Here is a 26,931-nt window from a genome sequence, read left to right as displayed (position 1 = left end):
TTAAGCAGCCCAGCACGCGCTAATTGGAACTCTATTGCCATTTTTTCGGACAAAAATAGTCCGTTTCATGCTGTATAATCTTTTATATGCCAGACTGGCTTGGCAAAACGATTGGCAGAGTTCGAATAGATAAATACCTTGCGCACGGGGGTATGGCTGAGGTGTATCTTGGCACGCACCTTACCCTGGACAGGCAAGTCGCCGTAAAAGTATTGCATAGCTACATTGAGGAAAACTCAGACCTGCTGGCGCGCTTTCACCGCGAGGCGAGAGTTGTCGCGGGGTTGAGGCATCCCAATATCGTTCAAATCTACGATTTCGACGCGGTGGATGGGCATCCCTACATTGTCATGGAATACCTGAAGGGACCGACGCTTGCATCCTACCTGCGTGAATTGCATGGGCGCAACGAGCGGATTCAACCTCATCAAGTGGCACGGCTCCTCAAGGCATTGACCGCCTCGCTGGATTATGCGCACGAGCAGGGCGTGATCCACAGAGACATCAAACCGGGGAACATCCTCCTCCATAAAAAGACGGGGGAGATTCCTCTCGACCAACCGCTCACGAACGACGTCGAAGCGATTCTCACCGACTTCGGGCTGGTTCGCATTGCCAATTCAGCCTCTCAGACCGCCTCAGGCATGGTCAGCGGGACGCCCGCTTACATGTCACCGGAACAGGCGCGGGGCGATTCGATAGACCACCGGACAGACATTTACTCGCTGGGCATCGTATTGTATGAAATGCTGGCAGGGCGCGTTCCGTTCGAGGCAGACAGTTCATTGACCGTGATCTACAAACAGATCAACGATCCGCCTCCGCCTATCTCCGGCATTTCTCCAGCCGTTCAAAAAGTGATCGACCGAGCGCTTACCAAAAAGCCCGAGGACCGTTATCCGACGTCGAGCAATATGGCAGTTGATTTTTATCTTGCCATTGGCATGAGCCGAGAGGCGGAGACGATCATCAATGCGCTCCCCGAAGAGGCAAAAAGTGTGCACAGCAATGTGTACGGATCAGCGCCTCAGATCGCCGCACCGCAAGCTCAAATGACAGCCTCACGCAAGAATGTATGGATCGGAGTGGGAGCCTTTTTTGTTATAGGATTGATCACGCTGTTGATCGGCGCGTTCTTCTTATTCTCGCGGCTAACCGGGGCGGTTGAAACTCCCGTGAACAATGAAACGCCAGTGAGCGGCCCAGCGTCTGCAACCGGGGACCTTCCCAGCGCGGAAGGGATGGCGGAGATTCCCTCCGACACGTATGTGGTCGGTTCGTTGGCTGGAGATGATTATCACAGCCCTCCAAAAGAGGTATTGTTAGATAGGTTTTGGATCGACAAATATCAAACTACGTATGACCAGTACGCACAATTCTTAACCGCGACAAACGGGCAGTCACAAGAAATACTTGGAGCCGGGAATCAACCGGTCCGCGGGGTGACGTGGGATCAAGCATTGGCATATTGCACTTGGGCGAACAAGCGTTTGCCAACTGAGGCAGAATGGGAAGCGGCTGGACGCGGGTCCGGTCCGAATCCGCGCTTATATCCCTGGGGTGAAGATCCAACCGCGGGAGGTAAGGTATTGGACCTTCCCAGCCAGGATACTTATGAAGTTGGGTCTATGCCCTTCAATCAAAGCCCATTTGGGGTGTATGACTTGGCAAGTAACGTCTGGGAATGGGTTGGGGAACCGTATGCAGAGACACCCGCCGGTTCGAAAATCTTGCGCGGGGGACGATTCGGTTTGCCGATCCTCGACCTCGCATATCGTTTATCGGTCCTGCCGGATGACGAGCGTTATGTAAAGTTTGCCGGCTTTCGTTGCGCCGCCGATCAGGTTAAGTAACTGATGTTACGCAGTTGAAATCAATTCAGTTCTCGTAACGCGACATTTATGTCGCTCTTGCGCAAGGACAGCCTAAAACGCGAGGCGCTTCGCAGTCTCGCGTTACGACCTTTACTGCGTAAGGTGAGTTAAGTAACGGAGTGCTACTATGATAAGAAATGTACACTACAAGTATTTCTGGCTTTCATCGCTCTTGATCATCGCAGTATTGTTATCAAGTTGTTCGATAGGAGCGTCCCCTGAGGGACAAGCCACGCAAACATCCCCACTGACTCCAACAGAAGAGGCTGTAAGCACGCCTACACCTGAGCATGATCACGGCGAGACGGTGGCTGATAGTAATGTCCTGTATCACGATGACTTTACGAATCCTGCCACGGGTTGGCCCGAAGAGAAGTTCGACAATTTTTTCATTGGGTACCACGAGCCGGAGTATTACCACGTCGAAATTTCGAGTCCAAACTACAAGACGACCGTATTTGAACCCGGCAAGCAAAGTTATGGCGACGTCAGCATAGAGGTTAAAGCGTTTGCCGCGGCGAGCAAGACGGCTGAAACTGGTGACTTCAATTTTGGCGTGGTGTTCCGCCGTTCGGGGGATCAGTATTATGCTTTCGCGATCTCACAACGCGCGAAGAAGTGGTATGTTCTCAAGAGTTCGCCAACCGCTTTGACGGTGTTGGCGGAGGGGACCGATGAAGGCATACACGACCCCGATGCGGAGGATGTGTTGCGCGTGGACGCGCAGGGAGCGAGCTTCAAGTTCAGCATCAACGACAAGGTTGTCGGTCAGGTGACCGATTCGGATTATGCGAGCGGCGAGGTCGGGTTCTTCGTTCAATCGTTGGATGTGACTGCCGTTCATATCCACTTCGATGAGTTGACGGTTCGCAAATTTGCCGGCCCCGCCTCCCCAGATTCTACAGCGGCACTTTATCACGATGACTTTACGAATCCTGCCACGGGTTGGCCCGAGGAGAAGTTCGACAATTTTTTCATCGGGTATCACGAGCCAGAGTATTATCACGTTGAAATATCAAGTCCAAACTATAAGACGACCGTATTTGAACCCGGCAAGCAAAGTTATGGCGACGTCAGCATAGAGGTTAAAGCGTTTGCCGCGGCGAGCAAGACGGCTGAAACTGGTGACTTTAATTTCGGTCCGGTGTTCCGTCGCTCGGGGGATCAGTATTATGCTTTCGTGATCTCACAACGCGCGAAGAAGTGGTATGTTCTCAAAAGCACGCCATCCGCATTGACGGTGTTGGCGGAGGGGACAGACGATGGCATTCACGATCCGGACGTGGAGGATGTATTGCGAGTGGACGCGCAGGGAGCGAGCTTCACGTTCAGCATCAACGACAAGGTTGTCGGCCAGGTGACCGATGCGGATTATGCGAGCGGCGAGGTCGGGTTCTTCGTCCAATCGTTGGATGTGACTGCCGTGCATATCCACTTCGATGAGTTGACGGTCAAGCCGCTTGTCTTGGTGGTCATTTGCGACGTCAGAGCGCAGACATTACGCGTGCGAAGCGGACCCGGAACCGATTATTCCTCCTCGGTCTATTTGAAGTCAGGGGAAACAGTTCAACCCATCGGTCGTTCGGAGGATGGAGATTGGCTCTTGATCGCTGTGGATGCCGACAATAACAAAAGCTGGGTTTTCAGTTCACCACAATATTTGACGTGTAACGAGTCCTTGGATGGGCTTCCCATTGTATCTCCATGACTCGTCGGATGAGATCCATTGACGAGCTGACAGCATTGCAGGCAAAACTTGATGAGATGCCCACGCAATTCAGGGAAGGCGCGATAAAAATATGACCTCTGCACTCATGGCATTTCTACATCACCTGTTTGCGTTCACGCTGGTGGCGTGTGTGGTGTACGAATTCATCGCCTATCGCAAAGGACTCGCTCTTGAAGAAACGCGCCTCATCCAGCGCGTGGATTTGTTCTACGGGATTTCAGCGGGGCTTTTGTTGATCGTCGGCTTGTTGCGCGTGTTCTTCTTTGAGAAAGGCGCGGCGTTTTACAGCCAGAGTCCATTCTTTTGGGTGAAGATGGGCGCGTTCCTCATCGTTGGTTTGCTGTCCATTGACCCGACGATCCGTTACATCCGTTGGAATAAAGCAATCAACGAGAACAAAATGCCAGAGATCAGCGACCAAGAATTCAAGCGGACACGCATGATCCTTTGGGTGGAAGTGATCGGGCTTGCCATCATCTTACTCGCGGCGGCGTTCATGGCGCGCGGCATCGGATTGAATTAGCCACCGATTTCACTGATTTACACGAATTAAGCCAACCGGTTTCATAGGTTGGCTTTTCGATTTTCTCAATTCAAGATCAATAACTCACCTGACGCAGTAAAGATCGTAGCGCGAGATTTATCTCGCTTTTCTAGTCATTCTTGCGCAGGCGCGACATGAATGTCGCATTACGAGAACCAACCTGACTTCAACTGCGTAATGTCCGTCAATAATTAACCTGAACAATGGATAAACCAAAACTACCGTTATGTCACCCTGAGGGAGCGGTTTTCAGCGACCGAAGGGTCTCGGATGAGCCTTTCCGAGATGCTTCGGGGCAAAATCGCCCCTCAGCATGTCATGATTCTGTTATCCATTATTGACGTTAATTAAAAATTCCGAGACAATTCGTATGATCGGTGGCTTAATAGTTTAGGAGTTACGCAATTGAACCTGTTTCGCCGTAGTTGCAGTACGGCGGCAGTACAACTGCGTAAGTCCTATCGTTATATGATTTTCGTCCCTTACGCACTTTTCGTTCCACAAGTATCATTTACCCATGCCTCACAAAAAAGCGGAACATAACGACGTGATGCAAAACCGCGCATCGTTGACGCGGTTTGCGTGGTTATCCATCGGCGCGGCGCTAGCGACCATCGCGTTGAAAACCGCCGCGTATTTTCTGACAGGTTCGGTGGGTCTGCTTTCGGATGCCATCGAGTCGTTGGTGAATCTCGTCGGCGCGGGGATGGCGCTGGGCATGTTGACCATCGCCGCGCGCCCGGCGGACGAGAGTCACGTGTATGGTCACAGCAAAGCGGAATATTTCGCCAGCGCGACAGAGGGCTTGCTCATCCTCGGCGCGTCGGCGGGGATCGTCAGCGCGGCGGTTCCGCGGTTGATGAATCCGCAACCGTTGGAACAGTTGGGGCTGGGGTTGGGCGTATCCGTTTTGGCGTCGGTGATCAACTTCCTAGTGGCGCGCAGGTTGACCGTCGAGGGGAAGCGGCGCAAGTCCATCACCCTTGAAGCCGACGCGCAGCATCTGATGACCGACGTGTGGACGTCTGCGGGAATCATCGCAGCGGTGGCAATTGTCGCGCTCACAGGCTGGACGATCCTCGATCCGCTCATCGCTATCCTTGTCGCGTTGAATATCATTTGGACGGGGTATCAACTCATGAGCCGCTCGGTCGCCGGGTTGATGGACGCGTCTCTGCCACTGAGGGAAATTAAACTGATCGAAGATGTGATGGAAAAATATCGCGTTAGGCGCGTGACCTTTCACGCCTTGCTCACGCGACAAGCCGCCGCGCGACAATTCGTGTCGGTACATATGCTCGTGCCGGGCGAGTGGACGGTGCACGACGCGCATCACATCGCCGAGGATTTCGAAGCGGATATTCGCGTCGCACTCGGCGGCGCGGTGACGGTCTTCACGCATCTCGAACCTGTGGAAGACGAACTCTCGATGGAAGATATGAATCTGGATCGTTGATCAAATTGTGACAGGACAAAAACATGCCGATTTTCATTACGCAAAGCTTGGTCGCCGGTATCATTGCCAGTTTCACCTGCGGGCTGGGCGCGCTGCCGCTGGCGATCAAAGCCTTCGATCTTCGCAAGCATACGGGTCTCGCTTACTCTGCGGCGGGCGGACTCATGTTCGCCGCTTCGGTCTACAATTTGATCTTGCCAGGGCTGACCATCTCCTCCGGTCACATCGGACTTGCCGACGCTTTGCCGATGGTGTTCGGGATCGTTCTCGGCGCATTGTTCCTTTCGCAAGTGGATACCTATTTTTCAGCGGAGCGACTTGAGCAAGGAAATTGGAAACGCTGGGGCAACAAAACTCAGGTGCTGATCTTCGTGGCGATGGCGATCCATAGCATTCCCGAAGGCGTAGCGGTGGGAGTCGGGTACGCCTCCTCGGCGGTGTACGAAAACAACCTCGGCAATTACATTGCGGTCGCCATCGCGCTCCACAACATTCCCGAAGGGCTGGCGGTCGCCATTCCCATGCGCGCGGCAGGCGCGTCGATCTGGAAATGTTTTTGGGCGGCGTTCTTCACCAGCCTGCCCCAGCCGATTGCCGCGGTCCCTGCCGCGTATGTTTCGTGGTTATTTCAACCCATCATGCCCGTTCTGATGGGGTTCGCCGCTGGCGCGATGATCTTCCTCGTCATCCTTGAACTGATCCCCGAGGCGTTACATGCCTCCACGCCGATCAAAGTGGCTTGGGCGTTCATCATCGGGTTCTGCGTGATGATCCTGGTGCAAGTGTTGCTCTAACAAAAGACATAACCGCCTTGCTAACCAAAGACCGAATTTACTTCCCCAACCTCAACGGCTTGCGATTTATCGCCGCGCTGCTCGTCATTGTGCATCACATCGAGCAGATCAAAGACATTTATGGATTGCCGAATAATTTCTCCTCGACGTTCATTCAGATCATCGGCGAACTCGGCGTCATCCTCTTCTTCGTGCTGAGCGGATTCCTCATCACGTATCTCTTACTCGAAGAGGAAAACAGAACGCAGACAATCGCTATAAAAAATTTTTATTTGCGAAGAATTTTGCGCATCTGGCCTCTCTATTTTCTGATCGTTGCCCTCGCGTTTGCAGTCCTCCCCAACCTGCCCCTTTTCGTCCTCCCTGGGTATGACCGCGCGACGATCTACGAAAACCTGCCTCTGAAATTATTGTTGTACATATTTTTTCTACCCAACCTTGTCCCAGCCGTTCTCGGCGTGGTGCCGTATGCGTCACTGGCTTGGTCCATCGGCACGGAGGAACAGTTTTATCTCCTTTGGGCTCCCCTGCTGAAATTCATCAAGCGCTACAGGATCGCGTTGATGCTCCTCATCGTGTTCGGATATTTACTCTTCGCCCGCGCCTTGTATTCAGACCGCACGAATTTTCTCGTCTACAAATACGAGATCAACGCCTTCTGGCAATCATTCAACATCCCCAGCATGGCGATCGGCGGATTCTTCGCGCTCCTGCTTCACTCGAATCATCGCGCGCTGAAAATTTTTCTCAACAACTATTTGTTTTATTTCGCGCTTGTCTTCACGTCCATCATGTTGTATCGCGGCGTGTATTTTCCGCATATCACGGTCAACGATCTTCCCTTCCCCTATCTCTACAAGGAATTTTATTCGGTCTGGTTCGGCATCCTCATTTTGAATTTCGCCGCGAACAAAAACATTTTTATTTCTTTGGAACAAAAACCGATTCGCTATCTTGGCAAAATATCGTACGGACTCTACATGTACCATCCCATCGCCATCGTCCTCGCGCTTCATACGACGGGCTGGCTGGGCGCGCCTTCGGACGCCTTTCTCTACCCCCTCACCCTCGCGTTGACGGTTCTCCTCGCAGGCGTGTCGTATAAATATTATGAGTCGTATTTCCTGAATTTCAAATCCAGTTACACCAGCATCAAAAGCGGAGATGTGAACACGTAGGGGCAGATCTGCGTGTCTGCCTTAGAGACTGTTTCTTAAAGGCTTTTTACCACGGAGAACACTGAGATCACCGAGAAAACCTTTTAGAATCCTCTGTGGACTCCGTGTTCTCTGTGGTGAATGCTCTTTTCGTACGCGCGATTCAGACTTAAGAAACACTCTCTTAATAGCAACAACCGTCAATGCGGCGAGGGCGATGAATGTTGAAAGTCGGAGGGAATGCGAATCTGGTCGTGTTGAATCAGCCGAATGTGCTGGAGGCTCTGCGCGAACACTCCACGCCGAGGGTGATGGTGAGTCACGGGAAATTATTGCCACAGGAATTTGGCTTATAATATCGAACATGCAGAAAGGATAGCCGCATGTTACAAGAAATTGTTATCCGTACTGAAAATGCAGACGCGCTCAAACCTTTAGTTCGCGCGGCAATGGATCGCGAAGCGAAACTGCTCGAACATTCCGTCGAGCGGACACGCGCCGCATTGGAAGCTTTCGAAAAACGCTACGACATGACCACGGAGGAGTTCGAGCGGAAGTTCAAAGCGCGCGAAATCGAAGAAACAGTAGACCTCCTCGACTGGTGGATGGAAGTAGAAGCCATGCACCACCTTGAGAATCAACTTCAATCTATGCGCGAGGCGCAAGTTGAATGAGTATTTCGAGAGGTTGCAGACTCTACTTGCTGCATCTCCTTTCGTGCATGAGCCGCTCCTCTCGTTCGACGACCGCAAAGATGCCTGGTTCATTCGCGGCGACATTTACTTCATTGACAATTCCCGATTACATTTTCGGGAATTGTTTGTAGGACAGGGCAACCCAGTAAAAATTGCATACTCCTACCACTATCAGCAAGGGGATGCAACGATGATTTTCCGCTACGACAATTCCCCACATTATCCCGATCTCTCTTCCGCGCCTCACCATAAGCATACAGCCGATGAAATCGTTGTTGAAGCAGGTTTGCCTGATTTCGAATCCGTGCTTCGTGAGATTGAAAATCTTATTGCAGTGAAATAGAAATTTATGGAAACAATAACCTGGGACGAATTCGCCAAAGTCGAACTGCGCGTGGGACGGGTGATCTCTGCCAAGCCTTTCCCCCAAGCGCGGAAGCCCGCCTACATCCTTGAAGTGGATTTTGGCGCGGGACTTGGAATCAAGAAATCGAGCGCGCAGATCACGCATTTGTACAAGCCAGAAGAACTGGTTGGGAAATTAGTTGTTGCGGTGGTGAACTTCCCCAAGAAACAAATTGGTCCGTTTATGTCGGAATGTTTGGTGACAGGCTTCCACAACGAAAACGGCGAAGTCGCTTTGTGCGTGCCTGACAAGTCCGTGCCGTTGGGGAGTAAGTTGTTGTGAGGGTTGGGAGCGGGGTTATAATCTCGTCAATCATTAATCTATGACCGCCTAATGTCCTAATTGAATTAGGCGTTTAGGTGGAAACGTCTGTTTTTAGGCAGTTATATGAGACTAACGGTATAAACACTAGTTAGCCCGTCACTTTACATCATTAAGGCATTGAAAAGTTGAGGCAATTTCAATGAGTGATTTCTTGTTTCGCTACCATCATAGTCCCCACGATTTTTCCTGCTACTCAAAGGAGTTGCGGACGTGTGATCTTTGCGGCAATCTATCCTCTGGTTACCAAGGCGGCGTATTTTACGGAGACATTGACATCGAATTCGTCTGTGAAACATGCCTTATTAACGGCAAGTTGGCTGAGAAACAAGTATTTACTAATTCAGGCAATTTGCATGAACTAAAAATACAGATTCGAGAGAAACAACCAAACTTAAGTATTCTAGAAGTTGAACGCTTAGCGCAGGCTAAAGATGATGAATTAATCCATCGCACACCGACTGTAATAACATGGCAAGATTTTCATTGGCCCATACATTGTGCCGATTATTGTTGTTTTATTAAAGAGGCAGGAAAACCCGATATATTGGAAATTGCCCCTAAGGGCAGAACGCACTTGCTTTTCCATCCGAGAGACGAAAGATTCTCTAGCGATGATGAAGAATTCTGGCAGTGGTTTGATAATATCCGACCCGATTCACCCGATGATAAATCAGTTTCCTATTCAATCGGTGTCTATCTCTTTCAATGTTTGAATTGTCAAGAGTATCTGGCTTTATGGGATTGCGATTAATTCACACATCTATAAAATCAAAACGAGCTAACCGTTACTTATTCTTCCACACCGTAAAATCCTTCAGAATCGAACCGCCGAGGAACTCGCGCATGATCGAAGTCTCAGGGACGAGATTCAAATCGAGCGGCACAAACCATTCGAGGAACGCAAGCAGGCGTTTGGCTTCGATGTATTCGGGTGTGCCGAATTGCACCTGCCTGAGCAACGGCTCGGCAAGAGACTTGATCGCCGCCATTTCATAGACCAGCGCGGAGTTGAACATCACATCGGCATTTTCTTGATTGGGGAAGATATATTTCGCTTCGCCGCGCCGCACCGACTCCCAGCGCGAGATGGTCTGCGTTGCCGTGTAGCCGCGTTCGCGCGCGTCGCGCACGGTGCGTCTCAGCAGGCGCGTGTCGGTGGTAGAGACCCGGTTATGGCGATCCAGGTTCAATTGCGTCAGAGCCGAGATGTAGATGCGGAACGCCTCGCCGCTGAGGCTCGCCGGGATGAGTCGCGGGTCGAGTCCGTGAATCCCCTCGAGGATGATCGGCTGTCCGCGCGCGAGTCGGATAACCTCCCCTGCCTCGCGTTGACCGGTCTTGAAGTTATAACGCGGAAGTTGAACTTCATCTCCATGAATTAATTTTTGCAAATGATCGGCAAGCAACGCGAGGTCGAGCGCTTCGAGGGCTTCAAAGTCTGGCTTGCCGTCTTCGCCGAGCGGGGTTTGATCGCGCGACAGAAAATAATTATCGAGTTCGAGCGGGAACGGCGAAATGCCGAGAGCCAGCAATTGCACGGTAAGCCGCCGCGAGAATGTCGTCTTGCCCGCGGACGAGGGACCCGAAACCAGAATCACATGCGCGCGGTCGATCCGTTCGGCAACCTGACCCGCAATTTGCGAAAGCCGCTGTTCATGGAACGCCTCCGAAACCATCACGATCTCATCGCCATGACCCGCTTCGATCGCGTGGTTCAACGCGCCAACGTTCGAGATGCCGAGTTTTTCGAGCCAGCCGCCGTATTGCAAAAAGGTCGCCAGTAATTTCGGGTATTCGGAGGTCGGCGAAAGTTCATTAGGATTATGCCGACTCGGATACAGCAAGGTAAAGCCATCGCCGGCGGGAACGAGATCGAACCAGCGCAAATATCCCGTAGACGGAACCATATAGCCGTGATGATAGTCCATGCGTTCGTTGAGGCTATAGAGCGTAAGATATGCTTTCTTGCGATATTTCAGCAATTGCACTTTATCTTCCTCGCCGCGCGCCAGAAAATAATCCATCGCCTCTTTCAACGGGACTTCTTTTCGCAAAAACGGCAGGTCGTCTTTGACAAACTTTTGCATCAAGACCTTCAACACGCCCAATTCAGAAACAGACAGCGGATCGCGCCCCTTCACTTCGCAGTAAAATCCGCCTGTGGCGACCGAATGGTCGATGAACAACGTCGCCAGCGGATACATATCCGCGAACACCATCTCCAGCAAAAACGTGAGGGAGCGCCGGTAGATGCGCGTCCCGTCGGGCGTAGACATGGTAACCGGGCTGACGCGCGAATCCATTCCGACGGGGAAGCTTAATTCACGCAGATTGCCGTTGACCACCGCCCCAACGAGCTGTGAATCGTGTTCGACCACCGACAGAAAATCTCCCACGTTGCTCCCGCGCGGACCGGCGATCACGCGCCCATCCGGGAGGTGGATTTCGACTTCAGGTCTAGGAGAGACAAGATTGAATTCTTTCATCTTTCTTCTTTCATTACAGTCAAAGGTCGAAAGTCAAACCTCAACTCGACCTTTGACCCTTCGGCAGGCTCAGGACAGCGCTTTCAACTTTCAACCATAATTTCTCAGGCTTCTTTTCAAACTCATCCAACGGAATTTCTTTGCGGACCAATGCGAGCAATGTTTCTGTCAACATTTTATTCACAGGCGTCGGCGCGTTGAATTGTGCGCCCGCGCGGACGACCTCGCCGTGCAGATAATCCACTTCGCTTTTGCCGCGACCCGAGCGCAAGTCAATGTGAAAGGACGGCATTTTGTTTCCACGCCCCGCGCCAGCCGCCCGGCTGAGGAACGGCTTGGATAACCACAACGGCAATTTCGTCGCAAACGCCAACGCGCGGACGGGCGTGCCAGGCAGGTCAATCACTGCAATGCCTTGCGCCTGCATCACCGCGAGGCATTCGCTCAGCATTGCCACTTCCAATTTATATAATTTTCTATTCGCAAGGATCTCGGCGGCGGTCATATCGAGGATGGCGGAGGTGGGGTTGGCGATCAGGTTCGTCAACAGCTTCGACCATTTCATCGAAGCCGCGTCAGCGAACAAGCGCGGGTTGAGCAGGGCATTATCGAACGCGACCAGCAGACCCGGCACAAGAGGATGTCCCTTGGCAATGCCGATGCCGCGCAATTTTTCAAGGACAATATCGCCCGGTCCGCGTTTGCCGACGGCGGTGGTCACCGTGCCGGGGATGACTTTATCTTTGCCGACAACTTCCGCGATCAATTGTTCGTTTGAAATGCCGTTGGAGAGACACAGCACCGGCGGCATTTTATCCGCGTAAGGCTTGAGGGTTTCGAGAGCGGCTGGGGTGTCGTACGATTTCAACGCAAACAGGATCAGGTCGAAGGGTCCGTAACGAAGCGCATCTTCCATCGAAGAGACGAAGACAACAGACGAGGAGTCCAGCCGAAAAGCATCTTTCGTCTTTCTTCTTTCATCGAGAGTGAGATCGAGCCTCAAACCGCGCGCGCGGAGTTCATCCACTTTCGCGCCGCGTTCGAGAAACACAAGTTGACTGCCCGCGAGCGCGAGGCTCCCGCCGACGTAAGCGCCGATGGCGCCCGCGCCAAAGACAAGGACTTTCATGCGCGCGTTGATGTGGATCGCGGTATCGGGTGTCGCCACGAAAGTTTCCTATTTCAAAGTCTGCGCGTGGGCGCGATCGTTGAGCGCGTCGATCGCCCAGCGATGCAAATGAGGTTGATAGATCACGCGCGCGAAGGCTGTGTTCTCGAAGCGGAAGCGCACGCCCGAAGGGTCGGCATGATGCGCCACGCCGACGATGGCGTGCATAAGTTGATTCAACAGTCCACCGTGCGACACGATGAGATAACTTCCCGCAGGCCGCTGTAACAAGCCATGCAATGCCTGCCCCGCGCGCAGGAACAATGCCCAATCGCCTTCGCCGTCGCCGCCGATCGAATCGTACGGCGTCACGTAGGATGGCTTCGGTCGTAATTGGACTTCGGCAGAGGTTAACCCTTCCATCTCGCCAATATCGCGTTCGAGCCAGATCTCGTCGAGTTCGAGTTTGACGTCCAACACGGAGGTCACGATCTCAGCGGTTTCCTTTGCCCGCTGTAACGTGCTCGAAATGGCGAGGTCGAACTTTGCGCCTTCCACCTTCCAGCGATTCGCCAATGCGAACGCCTGCGCGCGCCCGCGTTCGGTGAGCGGGTAATCAGACTGCCCCTGCCAACGCGACTCGGCGTTGCCGGTCGATTCGCCGTGACGCAAGAATACAAATTGATAGACCGGTTTTGGGGTTGAACTCAAGTTACTCCTCTTTCTTCAATAAATAGACGGGTCTGCGTTTCACTTCCTGAAAAATATACCCGACATAAACGCCAATAAAGCCTAACAAGATCATGATGATTCCGCTGGCGATGAGCAGGACCGCCATCAGCGAACTCCAACCTGGGGCAATCACCTGCTCGGTGTTCTTTGTGACCGACAGCCAAACCACCCAACTCAACTGCACAGCCGCCAACGCAAAGAACACCAACCCCGAACTCAACCCAATATATAACGGGATCAACGAAAAAGAAAAGATCGCGTCGGATGCGAGCCGAAACATTTTTCCCAACGAATATTTCGAATGCCCTGCCACACGCGGCGGCTGGCGATACGGCAGAATGACGCTCTTGTATCCCATCCACGTGATCATGCCGCGCAGAAAACGGTGAAACTCGGGCATGGCTTTGAGCGCGTCTACCGCCTGGCGCGTCATTGCGCGGAAGTCCGCCGCGCCGGCAATCATGTGCGTGCCGCTGATGGTGTTGATGAAGCGGTAGAAGGCATCCGATGTCCATTTTTTGAAAACCGTGGGCTGTGTTTCCGCGGCGCGTTGCCCCTGCACAATGTCGTAACCATGCCCGATCAACTCAATCATTTCAGCGATCAACTCCGGCGGATGCTGGCCATCGCCGTCCATACTGATGACGATATCGCCACTCGAGCGATCGAGTCCGGCGGTGAGCGCCGCCTGGTGACCGAAGTTGCGACTCAACGTGAACACGGTCACGCGCCGGTCAGCCTGCTTCAACGACTGGAGCGACTCGGCCGTCCCGTCGTCTGAGCCGTCGTCCACGTAGAGGAAGCGAAAGTCGTGCGGAAGCGCGTCCACCACGCCGCAAATCCGCGCGTGGATTTTCTCGATCACCCCCGCTTCGTTGTAGACCGGGATGACGAGGTCGACTTTGAATCTGCGTTTTTTCGTAGGCATCGGGATGATTCTACCCCATGAAATCAATCATGCTTGCACAGAGATTCTGCCAGCAGTTCGCGGTCGTATTCGGCAGGAGTTCCGACGAGTGGTTTTAGGTTTTGGCAGATGCTTTGATAGGTCTTTTTATCCACGCGGATGAGGAGCGCGATGCGCTTTGCCATCTTCTGATCGCCAACATGGATGTAGGCTTCAAGGGCGGGCAACCATTCCGACACTTCATAAGGTTGATAGCCAAGCGCAATCGCTTCATCGGCAAATGTTGCCGCGCTCTCCCAATCTTTGCGTTGGCGGGCAAGGTCCATTTGTTGATAGTAATAACACCAATCGTGGGAGGGCTCACTCCCAAAAATTTCGCCCGGAGGGACAGCCTGCGCTCCGGAGGGGTCGATCAAGTTCACGTCCGAAAAGGAAGCGAGGCGTTGTACGTCCAGCCGTTCCTGTGCGGTGAGTTCCGCGCGCGCGCCATCGATCACATGCAGGCACGAAAATGCCGAAGGCTGTGTCACCAGCAAGAGTTTGGTGTAATCGCGCTTCACGGTTACCGTTCCGCGCACGAGCCGTTCCTCCTGCGCGCCGAGAACCGCCTCAAGCCATAGTTCATCGTACATCACCTGCCCCGCGATTTTCAATTCCTGGCGCGGGTGATACACAAGGTTGATCGGACCCCAGACTTCGTATTCCTCCGCGAGCGCGTAATTGCCCGGCAAGACCAGCACGACCGTTGTGCCATCTTCGATCTGTGGCGCGCGCCATGCCAGTTGCCACATGGCATCGCTTTCCACCCGCCAAAATCTACGATAATAATTTGCCGAGAATAACTGGGTGAGGACGCCGCTCATCAACAGCAGGCATAGCGCCGCCCAGCGCAACCGTCCCTTCAATCCATAAAAAACAATCCCGCCCATGAACAACGCCACGCCCGCCACGGATTGATAGGTATAACGATCCCATTGGATATCGAAGATCACGTTCCGCCCCGCGAGGATGATCGGCAATGTGGTGACGAAGATGATCGCCGCGCCAAGCCACAGCCAGTCTCGGCTTGCTTGCGGATCCTCACTCGCTTCACCCAACGGGGAAGCCTGCCCTCGCATGAGAAAGAGATACGCGCCTGCGAGCGATAACACGATCAACGCCAGCCCAATCGCCATCGCGGTGATGCGCGCATCCCCCACGCTCGTGGAAAACTGATAAAAAGGGACGCCCCATGCAAGCAGGCTGGTCTCGACTAAATCGAGAATCATTTCCACGGCAATGTGAAGCACGCTGGTCAACGAAAGCGGGCCAAAGTTACTCAGCACCACGTCTACATTCGTGGCGCGACGCGTGCTTTCGAACAGGAACAAGCGCCAGAATAAGAATACGGCGGCAAATGTCAGGTAGGGAATAGAGGCAACGATCGTTTTGCGAAGCGACTCACGGATGGTTAACTTTCCATCACGTTTCAGCGCGTACCAGATCAAAATAAGACGCACGGCTTCGATGCCGATCAATGCTTCGTAGATGAAAATGCTGAGGGCGGCTAGCAGGATCGAAGCAACAATGAGCGTCGTTTTTCGGAAGAAGGGAACGACCTTCAGCGCCAGAACTGTGCACGCCAACGACGCCATCGCCGCGCCGTACGCCAGCAACAAATTCTTGAAGGTGGCCGCGTTTGGCTGTTGATAAAAGCCCGGATACACCACAAACAACAACGCGATCAGGGTGGTCTCGATCTTCCGTTCCTTCCAAACCACCCGCAATAGCCAGAGGAAAGCCAGCGCGCTCAACGCTTTGATGATCAGCGCGTACACATGCCAGTTCAACGGGGCGTTGCCCAGCAGGTTGTAATCCAGCGCGTAGAGCCACCCAATAAACGGACGGTCTCCTTGAAATAGGCTCATGATTCCCTGCGCCCCGCGCGCCTGTGCCGTCCAGATCAGGTACCAATCGTCACGGTAGAAGCCGAGCGAAGGCACAAGCGGAGCATATGTTAGCAAGGTGACAGTCATCACAAGAGCGGCTGAAAGCCAGCCTTCCAGGCGGGGGGAAACCTTCGGGAACTTCATTAATATATTCTCCTCGATCAAGCCAGAAATTTCAAAATCAGGCTGGTCAATCTCTCTGCTCGATCATAGTCAAAGTGATGGTCATTGAACAGATTGATCACCTCCCCCGCCAATGCCTCCGCCACCGGCGCGCGCCCAGTGGACATAATTCCCGCCAGCGACGCGTAATGCGAACTGGCGAACAGCCTGTTTGCAAAGATCTCATCCATCATTCTTTTCTTATTCTTCACGCGGATGTTGAACCGCCACGTTTGATATTGTTGCTGTAATTGTATCTCGATTGGCAGACGGGCTGAATACACCGCATTCAATCTTCTTTTTTGTAGCAGGGACAATTCCAACCCGACCGCGACCATACGACGATAGTCCTCCCAGACGGGCAATTCTCCTTCTGTCTGCAACCAATCGCTATCGTCATATTCAAATCGCGTCAGATTCTGAACGGCAGCTTTATAGTCCCTTTCAAGTTCCTCGTGATGCGCAGGAGCGTATTTCAATTGCGTGGATTCGCACTTCCCATCATCCTTCATAAACGCATATCCGCCAAATTCAAGTTCGACGATCTTGGCGTAGCCCGTGCTAAACAAAACAACGTCAGCCGAGGATTCCGATTCAAACTTTGGAATGCACAGACAGCGGTCATCCACGATCAACAATTCGGGATTCAACGATTTCGCCCGCGCAAAAAAATCATCAGGCGTGGACTCGTCCCCGTAGGTATGCGCGTACAGCAAACCACCAAACTCGTGCGTCTTCATTCGCGCTTCTGCCTGATCCAAATCCATGTGCAAGGACTCTGGCGAAATATCCGCAAACTCAAATGGAATCTTCGCCTTCATAAACGTGATCGGCACGATGGGACAAATGTTCGCGGGCAACAGCCACGGCTTTGCCTGTTTTTGGCTCGCCAGCAAATTATAGAGGATCGCAGAAGCGCGCGGGGCGAGGATGGTTTTCATTTTACTAAAAGCGGACGCTAGAGAACGTCCGCTACACAAATAGTATCCTGTGTGATGGCGCTCTCTAGCGCACACATTCTTGATTACACATTCTTGCGGACGAGGAGCGTGAAATCGTACAATCCATAATCGTGAAGCAATGCCACGTTACGCGAAAAATTGCGTTTGCAGAAATCGAAGAAAAATATTGGGTCGCCGTAAAAGAGGTCGGGTCTCTGCGCCATGCGCTCGGCATCGGAATATTTGGTGAGCATGTTGAAGGCAAAGCCCTTCGAGCAAAGCGCGTTCATGCGTTGGAGCGTTGCGCAGGCGAATTTCTGCCAATCGTCGTACGATTCTTCCAATTTGATATTGAAGATCGCACCCGCCAGCAGATAATCGACCATGGGAACTTCGCTCTCGTTCGTGGTGAAATGAGCGTTGGGAAAATCCTTGTGAGATTCACGCCCAGCCACAACCATTTTCTCGAGTAGGTCAATGCCGTAATATTCGAACTGCCAACCTTTACCGTGTAAGAAATCAAACATTCCGCCATAGCCGCTTCCGTAATCGATGACGGAAAATGGCTGCGAGGCGTCAATGACCTTCACGAGTTGCTCGAAGCGCAACGCCTGCGATTCGAGTCCGTTGTAATCCACACCTTTGGGCGTCGCGCCGAATTCTTCGAGTTTTTCAACAAAGTATTCGCCGAGTTTTTTCTGGGTTTCATCCATGCTCATGTTGAAGTGTGGCGAAGATTCCGTCAAATGAAATTTGGACGGAATTCGCGTTCCTTTCCAGTTTCAAAATATTCGCCCGCTTGTTTTCCCGTCATGAACAGCAAATCTAGAATGGAAACATACGGGTCGTACGGAGGATACATCTGCGAGTATTCAGGGTAGGCGTAGTCCATGTATTCAAACGTGATGCCCGCCGCCTCGAATTTTTCAGGCTCCATGTAGGAACTCGCCGAGGGACCGCAAATGTAATGCGTCGCGCCGACTTGTTTCAACACGTTGATCACGCGGTCGGTTTTTTGTCCCTCGACGTTCGATAACTCGGAGGAGCGCATGAATCTCGTGGAAGTGAATCCCAACTCGCGCGCGAGGCGGATCGAGGACTCGATGGTGAAATCGGCGAGGAACTCGTCGCGGCGTTGATAGAGTTCGTCGAGCAGGGACAGATAGCCCTTGAAGTAAGGCGATTTGGAATAGGAAATCGTCAACGTTTTGAGATGACTCTTCGCCCAGGGCTTGGACCAGTCGATGCGCACGTCCTTGATCGGCACGCCCTGGGTAACGCCTTTTGAATTGACTGGGATCGTCAGCCATTGTTTTCCCTGGTGCGTTTTGATCAGGTTGCGGTTACGCCAGCCGTGTTTGTCGTATTGAATATCATCGTAAAAGATGAACAGGTCTGCGCGGTGGACCTGATCGAAGTAACCGCGCCAAGGGATATAGGAAGGTTGCAAAATGACGACGTTCATTTCCCTACCGTCTCGTGAATGATGTACGTGGGACGATCCATACTACGGTCGAACATGCGCGCCAGATATTCGCCGAAGATTCCCAGCGCGAATAATTGGGCGCCGCTGAATAACGCAATGATGGAGGCAAGAAACGGGAAGCCCGGGATGCCGCCCTCCATAAATGAAATGACGACCACATACATGAACACGCCCAGCCCAAACACGGTCATCAAGAATCCGATCCAACTTGCCAGGCGCAGGGGCGCAGTGCTGTAGCCGGTGAGAATCAACAACGCGGCTTTCACCAGCGCGGAAAACCTGTAGTTCGAACGTTCTTCGGGTTTTTCGATCTCAACGGAAACCGATGTAAAGCGCGACGTGCCCCATGAGAGCAACACATCGATGATCAACGTGGGGCTTTGAAAGTTCGTGAAGGCGTTGCGCAACTCGGTGCGAAAGGCGCGGAAGGCGGATATGTTTTTCACAGACGGGACGCCCATCACCCGCGCAAGAATTCGTTTGATGTTCTCGGTCATCGCGTTGCGCAAGAATCCCTGCGGCAGTTTTTTCGGCGCGCCGTAGACCACGTCGAATCCGTTTTCGAGTTGTTTCAACAAAATGGGAATCTCTTCGGGCGGATGCTGCAAGTCCTGATCCATCGTGATCGTAATTTCATATTGAGCGGCGCGAACTCCGCAGAGGGTGGCGTTATGCTGTCCATAATTTCGCATCAGGCGGATGCCCCTCACCCACTTGTATTTACGCGCGAGTTTTTGGATCACATCCCAGCTATTGTCGGGACTGCCATCGTTCACGAGCAACACTTCATATTTTTTTGAAAACGCGGGCAGGGATTTCGCCAATCGTTCGACAAGCGACTCGATCAACGCTTCGCCGCGATAGACGGGGACGACAATGGAAATATTCATCGGGACGAGATTCTACCACCTGCGCGCTTCATAACCGGACCTCGTGCCTGTCCGCCAAAATGGACAGGGCGCGCGCCGCTTCGGCTTTTTTCTGCTCGCCGTCCCAGCCGAGGATGTCGCCCAGCGTATGCGTGAGTTCGAGGATCATCTCGCGCGTTAACCGTCCCAGCATGGCAAGCATGGATCGCCTCAGCAGGAAATCATCGAGGTGAATGATCTTTTCGTGCTGGACGAGATACGCAATTTCGCGGAAGGAATAATCGGGCAGTGACTTGAGGGTGGAGTCGGTGCCGCTGTTGATGTAGGTGGCGATAGTTTCGGCGCGCGTGCCGTAACGCTCGAACAAGATTTTCAGCCGTTCTTGCGAAACGCCCGTCCATGCGAAGAGACTTCCCATTTGCCGATTCGGTTCCAGAACATCGCGTTCATAACCGCGCCCGCCGCCGATGGGCATGGAGCGCGTGTCGCGTTTGCGCGTGAGACCGAGATACGCGAGGGCTTTATCCGCCGCTTGTTCGCCGAACGCGCGGAAAGATGTCCACTTGCCGCCGACGAGGGAGAAGACCGGGAAAGTGAGGTTGGTCCAGTCGCCGCTCAAAACTTCAATTGTGTGGTCGCGCGAGATTTGGCTGACCGTCTTCGCGGTGGAGCGCGGGAGCGGACGAACACCGGAGTAGCGATAAACGATGCGCTGGCGAGTCAGGTCGAGGTCCGGGAAGACGCGTTTCGTCATCCGCAAAAAATAATCCACTTCGTCTTCGGTGCATCGCGCTTCTTCGGGATTCTCGATGGGGATGTCGGACGTGCCGATGAGGACTTTATCGAACAGCGGAAAGATCAACACGATGCGACCGTCGTCGTTCTCGAAGAAAAATTCGTGGTCGCCGATCGCGGCGCGGAGTTCGGGATGATCCACAACGATGTGCGAACCTTTCGCGCCGCCGATGAAGTTCGTGGACACGCCGAGTTTTTTGTTGGTCGAGTCGATCCACGCGCCCGCCGCGTTGATGACAAGCTGCGGGTGAACGTCGTAGGTTTCGTCGGTGAGCTCGTCGCGCAGGATGATCGTGTTCTCCGCGCCGCCCACCATGCTGACGTAATTGAGCGCGCGCGCGTTTACGTTTTCTGCTTCGGCGTCGAGGATCATTTCAACGCCGAGCCGTTCGGGGTTGGTGATCGCGCCGTCATAATACACAGCCGTGTTGACGATCTCTGGGTTGATCTGATTCCATTTGGCAAGCGATTTCTTGCGCGAGAAAAATTGATGACGGGGAACCGTGTGCTGTTTGCCGGTGAACGCATCGTAGAACATCAAACCGATCTTGATAACGAGCGAGCCGCGCTCGCTGGGTTTATCGAGCCAGCCAAAAAATTTTAGCGGCGCATTGAGCAGACCTGAGAATCGTTTGAAAATGGGAATGGCAGTGGGAAGGGGCTTGACGATATGCGGCGCGTTCTGCAACATGAGGTTGCGCTCGCGCACGGCTTCGCGCACGAGACGGAACTCCCCGTTTTCAAGATAACGAATCCCGCCGTGCGCCATGTGCGAAGAGGCAGACGACGCGCCCGAACAAAAATCCCCGCGCTCGACGAGCAAAACATCCACGCCGTTGATGGCGAGGTCGCGGAAGGCGCCAATACCGTTGATCCCTCCGCCGATGATGAGGACGGAGGGGTTTGGATTTTTTTTGAGGGCAGCGAGAGTTTCGGAACGGTTCATTCGATTCTAAACACAAAGGACACGAAGTACACAAAGTTTTTAATTCAACACAAAGAATCCTTCGTGACCTTTGTGTCCTTCGTGTTAAAAATTATTCCATCCAGTTAAAAGTTCGTGTCACCGCTTTCTTCCAACCCGAGTATAACGTCTTTCGTCCTTTCGAGTCCATTGAGGGATTCCATTGTTTGTCGCGTCCCCAGTTGTTTTTGAGCTCGTCGAAATCCTTCCAAAAGCCGACGGCGAGTCCCGCCGCGTATGCCGCGCCGAGCGACGTGGTCTCCGCTACTTTGGGTCGCACCACTGGCACGTTCAAAATATCCGATTGAAATTGCATGAGCAGTTCGTTGAACACCATACCGCCGTCCACTTTTAGCGATGTTAATTTCACGCCCGAATCTTTTTCCATCGCATCGAGTACTTCGCGCGTTTGATAGGCGGTCGCTTCGAGCACGGCACGGGCAATGTGACCTTTGTTGACGTAGCGCGTCATCCCGACGATCACGCCGCGCGCGTCGGATTTCCAATATGGGGCATAGAGTCCGCTGAACGCAGGGACGAAATAGATTCCGCCGTTATCCTCGACGGACTTCGCCAACGCTTCCACCTCCGGGGACGACTGAATCAACCCTAGGTTGTCTCTCAGCCACTGAACCAACGCGCCCGCGATCGCAATCGAACCTTCGAGCGCGTAGACGGCTTTGCGGTTTCCAATTTTGTATCCCAACGTGGTGAGCAATCCCGCTTTGCTCTGCACGGGTTTCTCGCCGGTGTTCAACAGCATGAAACAACCTGTGCCATAGGTGTTCTTCGCCTCGCCTGCTTTGAAACAGGTTTGACCGAACAATGCGGCTTGTTGATCGCCGAGATCGCCAGAGACAGGGATGCCGTGTAATAAATTGCTCTCGCCGCCGTCCCCGGCGGCGAGGACGCCGCCTCGAGCATTTACATATCCATAAATTTCCGACGACGATTTGATCGTCGGCAACATCGCGCGCGGGATGCCCATTACTTTGAGAATCTCCTCATCCCAATCCAAGGTCTTGAGATTCATCAACAAGGTACGCGAGGCATTTGTCACATCGGTGACGTGCTCACCTGTGAGATTCCAGATCAACCACGAGTCAATCGTCCCAAACAACAAGTCCCCTCGTTTGGCTTTCGCCTTTGCGCCTTGCACGTTATCCAAAATCCATTTTATTTTTGGACCCGAGAAATACGTGGCAAGCGGGAGACCTGTTTTCTTCCGAAAGCGATTCTGTCCGCCCGCGCTTCGACTTCGGTCTTCGTCTCCGCTATCGCTTCGCTCAGACCTCCGCTCAGCGCGAGCCAATTTCTTGATGATCTCATCCGTCCGCGTGTCTTGCCAGACGATGGCGTTGTAGACGGGCTTGCCGGTGTGTTTGTCCCACACGATAGTTGTCTCGCGTTGGTTTGTGATTCCAATGGCGGCAAGGTCAGCGGGTTGAAGGTGTGCGGACTTAAGTCCGCGCTCCGTCACTTCAAGCGTATTCCTCCAAATCTCCAGCGGATCATGCTCCACCCAGCCGGGCTTCGGGAAAATTTGTTTGTGCTCTTTTTGGGCGACAGAAACCACATTCCCGCCATGATCGAAAACAATGAAACGCGTACTGGTCGTCCCTTGGTCAATCGCCGCGACGTATTTTGCCATGAGAAACCTCTACCCCATTGTAAAACAAAAGTCTCCGCTGAAAACATCGGGGACTCTCTTCTAGATTGAAATTCGCTTCGCCACAGAGTCCACAGAGACCTTTGAGAAAATCTCTTTTTTTTCTCTGTGATCTCTGTGGCGAAGAAACTTTTGTTTCATTTCTTCTTTGGCGGCGTCTTTACGGCTTCCACGCCGCCGCTATTCAAAAACTTGAACACACCCACCGCCGCCGCCGACCCCAGCAACGGACCAACGAAGTACGCCACATAAAAGATCCAATTCGCAAGATCGGGATTCTCCAGATCGATGGAGGTGGAAAAGATCGCGGGACCGAACGAACGCGCCGGGTTGAGCGAGGCGCCGCTCATCGGTCCGCCGGCGAGGATGGCAAACGTCACGGTAAGACCGATCGCCAAACCGGCAAACGAACCCGCCTTGCCCGCCACCATGCCATGCAACACCATGTTGACGAGGAAGAAGGTCAACACCGCTTCAACCGCCATGGCAATGAACGGCGAAGGGCTGGTGAGCAAACCGATCGTGGCGCCTTCTTGAATGCCGTTCACGCCGATATTCCCCACAAACAGATTCAGCGAAAATGCCGCAATCGCCGCCCCAAGAAATTGCGCCGCCCAATAATACAACGCCTCGCCCCACCGGACCGTGCCGTTGAGCGCGAGTCCGAACGTCACCGCGGGGTTGAAATGCGCGCCCGAGATATGAGCGTACGCGTACACAAACGTTGCGATCACAAATCCGTGCGCCAGCGCCACCCCCACCAAACCGCCAAAGCCAGAGATTGCCGCGCCCGCGCCGATGAACACCAGCGCAAACGTGCCGATCAATTCAGCCACAAACACTTTTGCATTGAACATGCTTCCTCCACAGATTGATTTGAAGATAAAACCCCTCGCGGGATGATGAGTCACGCCCAATGACGCGCGCCCGCAAGAAACGACTTCCCGCTCATGGATTTTTTCCCAGCGGGCTGTACCTCATCCAGGATGAGAACCCCGCCTCTCGCGCCGACGGCGGGCTGGTTCGCCTGCGTCAGCCTCTGCCCTACCTCGGCGTTTTTCACAAGTTCAACAGCCAAACTGGAAGTTTGGCGTACGTGCGCGCGATGGATTTTTAAAATCGCCCCATCGAATTCCATGAACGCGCCGGGCCACGGGTTCAACGCGCGGACTTGTCTTTCAAGTTCGTTCACATCGCGCGCGAAGTCGAGTCGTCCATCATCCTTTTTCATCATCGGCGCGTACGTTGACAGTGAATCGTCTTGCGGCTCTGGTTGAATTTCGCCGGCGATCCAGCGCGGAAGAGTCTCGATGAGCAAGTCGGCTCCAAGGTGAGATAACGCGTCGGTGACTGAACCAGCCGTCCCGTCGGAAGAGAGGCGTATTGCGCGTTTCGCCAGCATCGCGCCGGTGTCGAGTCCCGCATCCATTTTCATGATGGTCACGCCCGACTCTTCATCCCCATGCAAAATCGCGGCGTTGATGGGAGCCGCGCCGCGCCAACGCGGAAGTAACGAGGCGTGGATGTTGAGGCATCCGTAGCGCGGTAAGTCAAGAACATCTTGTTTGAGAATTTGACCGAACGCGGCAACGACGATGAGTTCGGGCGACCACGCGCGGAGTTGATCCATCGCTTCGGGCGCGCGCAACTTTTCGGGTTGCATGATCGGGAGTCCCAACTCGAGCGCGAGCGTTTTGACGGGAGGCATCTTCACCTCGCGCCCACGCCCGGAGGCGCGGTCGGGTTGTGTGACCACGCCCACCACGTTGTACGCGCCCGCCAGCGCGCGCAGGCTCGGCAATGCAAATTCGGGCGACCCCATGAAGACGATTTTTATCATGCGGCGATTTTAGCATAGTAACATTTTTGCAAGAAAAGCCAGTTGCGCTTTGCCTGTAAAGGTTGTACAATTGCCGAAATTCAAAATCAAGTTATTCGGAGGAATAAAGCAATGGAAACTACAAGCGATGACAAACTTTGGGCGGCGTTGGCGTACGTTTTTTCACCTCTCGTCCCCATCATTATCCTGCTGATGCCCGACAAGAAGGATCGCCCTTTCATCAAGGCGCATAACACACAGGCGTTGGTGCTCGGTATCGTCACCGTTGTTACTTCCACCTTTTGTGTCGGTATTCTCATCTGGTTCTACCAGTTGTACTGCGGCTATCAAGCGTATCAGGGTCAGTTGATTGAGATCCCCGTCATTTCGGGCATGTTCAAGAGCTAAACAACGTTCACGACGAAAGACTCACTGGAAACAGTGGGTCTTTTTGTTTAATTTTTGTGATAGACTTTTTACAAAACTCACCTCGTCTCGCAGGCTGAAAACCAGCGAATTGCGCGTGTCCAGAAACCGGCGGGACGATATAAACATTGGAGACACACATGAACATCGGCAAATCATTTTCATACGCATTCGACGACAAGCAATGGATCAGCAAACTCGGCTTGGGCGCGTTGGTTACTGTCATTCCCATCGTCAACTTTGCCTGGACGGGGTACATGGTCGCCATCATCCGTAACGTGATGAACAACTCGCCCGAACCCCTGCCCACGTGGGACGACTTCGGCAAAAAACTGACCGACGGTTTGCTATTGACCGTGGCAACTATTGTATACTCCCTGCCGATCATTATCGTGTTCTGCCTGCCGATGAGCTTTATGATCGTGCCAGCCATCCTCTCCGGGAACGCAGATATGCAAGGGCTTGCGGAAGCAGTCGCCGGGTTGGGAACCGCGTTGTTTTTCTGTCTCCTGTGCGTGTTCGTGGTCTACTCGCTGGCTCTTTCGGTGATCTTCCCCGCCATTCTTGTGATCTTCGCCCGCGAAGGGACGCTCGCCTCATGCTTCAAATTCCGCGAGGTGTTTGAACTCATCAGCAAAAACTCAACTCCCTTCCTCACGGCATGGGGCGTGAGCATCGGCGCGAGCATCGGCGTGAGTCTCATCGTCAGCACGGCGCAATTTGTTCTGAATTTCATCCCCTGCCTTGGTCAAGTCGCCGCGTTCATCCTCGCTTTTGGGATCATCGTATACACCACCGCCATCTACGGTCATTTGTTTGGTCAATTTGGCAACATTGCGTATGGGCAAAATCAAGCAATGACTCAAGGCTAATTTTGTCTCAACAAACATCCCGCAGGTTTATGAAACTTGCGGGATGTTTGACTCACGCAACCAATCTCCTGAACTCTCGTATAAACCATAGAAAATAAATCAGGAGATCGTTATGAACACTACCAAACCCACCCTCGTCCACGTCATCGCATGGACCACCCTCGCCAGCGGCATCGTCAACATCGTCTGGGGATTTGCCGCATCGGGCACTGCCCTCGGCACCTTGATCGGCGCCATCTGCGTGCCGCTCACCATCCTGCCCACGATCCTCGGCGTATTCGAACTAATCTACGCCGCAAAACTCTTCAGTAATCCTCCGCAAGCCGTCCAGCCATCCACCAACATCGCCGTCTTTGAAGTCGCCTGCGCTCTGCTGGGCAACGCCTTCTCGATGGCGGTCGGCATCCTCTCGCTGGTCTTTTATAACGACGCGATGGTCAAAGACTACTTCACCCGTCTCAATACCGGGACTCTCGCGCCCGCATCACCCTCCGACGTGACGCCTGCCCCGGCCGCGGAAGCGTTGCCCCCACCCGTCGTTGAATCCCCCGCCGCCCTCGCGGAGGAATCTCCAATCGAAACGCCCAAACCGAAACGGACGCCGCGAAAAATGGCAAAGAAGTAGATTCGCAACCAGTCCCCCGAATTCTTCAAGAACTCGGGGGACTTTGCTCTTGACTCTCATCCCCCACAACCGTAAAATCACATCACAATTGAACGGGCAACAGGGAAGAGACTCAAAAGTAGTGACGAATTCAGTCGTTACTTGCTGACGACTGAAGTCGTCA

Annotated in this window: 27 protein-coding genes; 14 read left to right on the top strand and 13 right to left on the bottom strand. The window is 53.3% G+C overall.

Translation table 11 applies throughout. The features are described 5' to 3' along the window. Positions 1–86: 86 nt before the first annotated feature. The 11 genes from AC16KF_RS08320 (at position 87) to AC16KF_RS08270 (ending at position 9,730) form a co-directional block, all read left to right on the top strand. Positions 87–1,853: a bifunctional serine/threonine-protein kinase/formylglycine-generating enzyme family protein gene (locus AC16KF_RS08320; protein WP_484036845.1), complete on the top strand. Its 1,767-nt coding sequence runs from the start codon at positions 87–89 to the stop codon at positions 1,851–1,853. Positions 1,854–2,001: 148 nt separating this feature from the next. After that, the gene (locus tag AC16KF_RS08315) at positions 2,002–3,582 is read left to right on the top strand and encodes an SH3 domain-containing protein (protein ID WP_484036844.1); all 1,581 of its coding nucleotides are present in this window, start codon (positions 2,002–2,004) and stop codon (positions 3,580–3,582) included. Between the two features lie 91 nt (positions 3,583–3,673). Beyond that, complete coding sequence (locus AC16KF_RS08310; RefSeq protein WP_484036843.1) at positions 3,674–4,126, top strand: DUF2214 family protein; 453 nt, start codon at positions 3,674–3,676, stop codon at positions 4,124–4,126. A gap of 538 nt (positions 4,127–4,664) precedes the next feature. Beyond that, positions 4,665–5,603, top strand: coding sequence for a cation diffusion facilitator family transporter (locus AC16KF_RS08305; RefSeq protein ID WP_484036842.1), 939 nt, complete (start codon positions 4,665–4,667; stop codon positions 5,601–5,603). Positions 5,604–5,626: 23 nt separating this feature from the next. Then, positions 5,627–6,397: a ZIP family metal transporter gene (locus AC16KF_RS08300; RefSeq protein ID WP_484036841.1), complete on the top strand. Its 771-nt coding sequence runs from the start codon at positions 5,627–5,629 to the stop codon at positions 6,395–6,397. Positions 6,398–6,414: 17 nt separating this feature from the next. Next, positions 6,415–7,575 (top strand): acyltransferase family protein, encoded by a 1,161-nt coding sequence (locus AC16KF_RS08295; protein ID WP_484036840.1) that lies wholly within the window; start codon positions 6,415–6,417, stop codon positions 7,573–7,575. A gap of 200 nt (positions 7,576–7,775) precedes the next feature. Further along, positions 7,776–7,910: a hypothetical protein gene (locus AC16KF_RS08290; protein WP_484036839.1), complete on the top strand. Its 135-nt coding sequence runs from the start codon at positions 7,776–7,778 to the stop codon at positions 7,908–7,910. A 27-nt stretch (positions 7,911–7,937) separates the two neighbouring features. Further along, the gene (locus AC16KF_RS08285; RefSeq protein ID WP_484036838.1) at positions 7,938–8,228 is read left to right on the top strand and encodes a hypothetical protein; all 291 of its coding nucleotides are present in this window, start codon (positions 7,938–7,940) and stop codon (positions 8,226–8,228) included. After that, on the top strand, positions 8,221–8,592 hold the full coding sequence (locus AC16KF_RS08280) for a toxin-antitoxin system TumE family protein (RefSeq protein ID WP_484036837.1): 372 nt from the start codon (positions 8,221–8,223) through the stop codon (positions 8,590–8,592). Before AC16KF_RS08285 ends, AC16KF_RS08280 begins: the two co-directional genes overlap by 8 nt. 6 nt (positions 8,593–8,598) lie before the next feature. Beyond that, positions 8,599–8,937: a tRNA-binding protein gene (locus AC16KF_RS08275; RefSeq protein ID WP_484036836.1), complete on the top strand. Its 339-nt coding sequence runs from the start codon at positions 8,599–8,601 to the stop codon at positions 8,935–8,937. A 181-nt stretch (positions 8,938–9,118) separates the two neighbouring features. Then, a complete protein-coding gene (locus tag AC16KF_RS08270) occupies positions 9,119–9,730 on the top strand; it encodes a CbrC family protein (RefSeq protein WP_484036835.1) in 612 nt (203 codons plus the stop codon). Positions 9,731–9,764: 34 nt separating this feature from the next. Here AC16KF_RS08270 and AC16KF_RS08265 read toward each other — a convergent pair whose 3' ends face one another. The 13 genes from AC16KF_RS08265 to fmt all read right to left on the bottom strand — a co-directional run bounded on the left by AC16KF_RS08265 (position 9,765) and on the right by fmt (position 24,866). Next, positions 9,765–11,465 carry a uridine kinase family protein gene (locus AC16KF_RS08265; protein ID WP_484036834.1) on the bottom strand — a complete coding sequence of 567 codons (1,701 nt, stop codon included), beginning with the start codon at positions 11,463–11,465 and terminating at the stop codon, positions 9,765–9,767. Between the two features lie 40 nt (positions 11,466–11,505). Further along, a complete protein-coding gene (locus AC16KF_RS08260; protein ID WP_484036833.1) occupies positions 11,506–12,633 on the bottom strand; it encodes a ketopantoate reductase family protein in 1,128 nt (375 codons plus the stop codon). 9 nt (positions 12,634–12,642) lie between these two features. Then, the gene (locus AC16KF_RS08255; protein ID WP_484036832.1) at positions 12,643–13,284 is read right to left on the bottom strand and encodes a histidine phosphatase family protein; all 642 of its coding nucleotides are present in this window, start codon (positions 13,282–13,284) and stop codon (positions 12,643–12,645) included. Position 13,285: 1 nt separating this feature from the next. Beyond that, a complete protein-coding gene (locus tag AC16KF_RS08250) occupies positions 13,286–14,233 on the bottom strand; it encodes a glycosyltransferase family 2 protein (RefSeq protein WP_484036831.1) in 948 nt (315 codons plus the stop codon). 23 nt (positions 14,234–14,256) lie between these two features. Beyond that, positions 14,257–16,284: a hypothetical protein gene (locus AC16KF_RS08245; protein ID WP_484036830.1), complete on the bottom strand. Its 2,028-nt coding sequence runs from the start codon at positions 16,282–16,284 to the stop codon at positions 14,257–14,259. 17 nt (positions 16,285–16,301) lie between these two features. Then, positions 16,302–17,243, bottom strand: a complete 942-nt coding sequence (locus tag AC16KF_RS08240; RefSeq protein WP_484036829.1) for a hypothetical protein — start codon at positions 17,241–17,243, stop codon at positions 16,302–16,304. 83 nt (positions 17,244–17,326) lie between these two features. Then, complete coding sequence (locus AC16KF_RS08235; RefSeq protein WP_484036828.1) at positions 17,327–17,956, bottom strand: class I SAM-dependent methyltransferase; 630 nt, start codon at positions 17,954–17,956, stop codon at positions 17,327–17,329. A gap of 29 nt (positions 17,957–17,985) precedes the next feature. Next, on the bottom strand, positions 17,986–18,708 hold the full coding sequence (locus AC16KF_RS08230) for a WbqC family protein (RefSeq protein WP_484036827.1): 723 nt from the start codon (positions 18,706–18,708) through the stop codon (positions 17,986–17,988). Then, positions 18,705–19,619 (bottom strand): glycosyltransferase family 2 protein, encoded by a 915-nt coding sequence (locus tag AC16KF_RS08225; RefSeq protein WP_484036826.1) that lies wholly within the window; start codon positions 19,617–19,619, stop codon positions 18,705–18,707. The genes AC16KF_RS08230 and AC16KF_RS08225 overlap by 4 nt, the downstream gene beginning before the upstream one ends. A gap of 28 nt (positions 19,620–19,647) precedes the next feature. Then, positions 19,648–21,339, bottom strand: coding sequence for a glycerol-3-phosphate dehydrogenase/oxidase (locus AC16KF_RS08220; RefSeq protein ID WP_484036825.1), 1,692 nt, complete (start codon positions 21,337–21,339; stop codon positions 19,648–19,650). Positions 21,340–21,430: 91 nt separating this feature from the next. Beyond that, positions 21,431–23,008, bottom strand: coding sequence for a glycerol kinase GlpK (gene glpK, locus AC16KF_RS08215; RefSeq protein WP_484036824.1), 1,578 nt, complete (start codon positions 23,006–23,008; stop codon positions 21,431–21,433). Between the two features lie 155 nt (positions 23,009–23,163). Continuing rightward, positions 23,164–23,883 (bottom strand): MIP/aquaporin family protein, encoded by a 720-nt coding sequence (locus tag AC16KF_RS08210; protein ID WP_484036823.1) that lies wholly within the window; start codon positions 23,881–23,883, stop codon positions 23,164–23,166. A 50-nt stretch (positions 23,884–23,933) separates the two neighbouring features. Then, the gene (fmt, locus tag AC16KF_RS08205; RefSeq protein ID WP_484036822.1) at positions 23,934–24,866 is read right to left on the bottom strand and encodes a methionyl-tRNA formyltransferase; all 933 of its coding nucleotides are present in this window, start codon (positions 24,864–24,866) and stop codon (positions 23,934–23,936) included. Positions 24,867–24,977: 111 nt separating this feature from the next. Between fmt and AC16KF_RS08200 the strand changes: the two genes are divergently transcribed. The 3 genes from AC16KF_RS08200 (at position 24,978) to AC16KF_RS08190 (ending at position 26,768) form a co-directional block, all read left to right on the top strand. Then, positions 24,978–25,253, top strand: a complete 276-nt coding sequence (locus AC16KF_RS08200; protein ID WP_484036821.1) for a magnetosome magnetite crystal formation protein family — start codon at positions 24,978–24,980, stop codon at positions 25,251–25,253. A gap of 158 nt (positions 25,254–25,411) precedes the next feature. Beyond that, positions 25,412–26,143, top strand: coding sequence for a DUF4013 domain-containing protein (locus AC16KF_RS08195; protein ID WP_484036820.1), 732 nt, complete (start codon positions 25,412–25,414; stop codon positions 26,141–26,143). 112 nt (positions 26,144–26,255) lie between these two features. After that, positions 26,256–26,768 carry a hypothetical protein gene (locus AC16KF_RS08190; RefSeq protein ID WP_484036819.1) on the top strand — a complete coding sequence of 171 codons (513 nt, stop codon included), beginning with the start codon at positions 26,256–26,258 and terminating at the stop codon, positions 26,766–26,768. Positions 26,769–26,931: the final 163 nt, after the last annotated feature.

Source organism: Candidatus Defluviilinea gracilis, assembly GCF_057138825.1.
The sequence above is the reverse complement of the archived record's forward strand: the minus strand, read 5'-3'. Positions and strand labels throughout refer to the sequence as shown.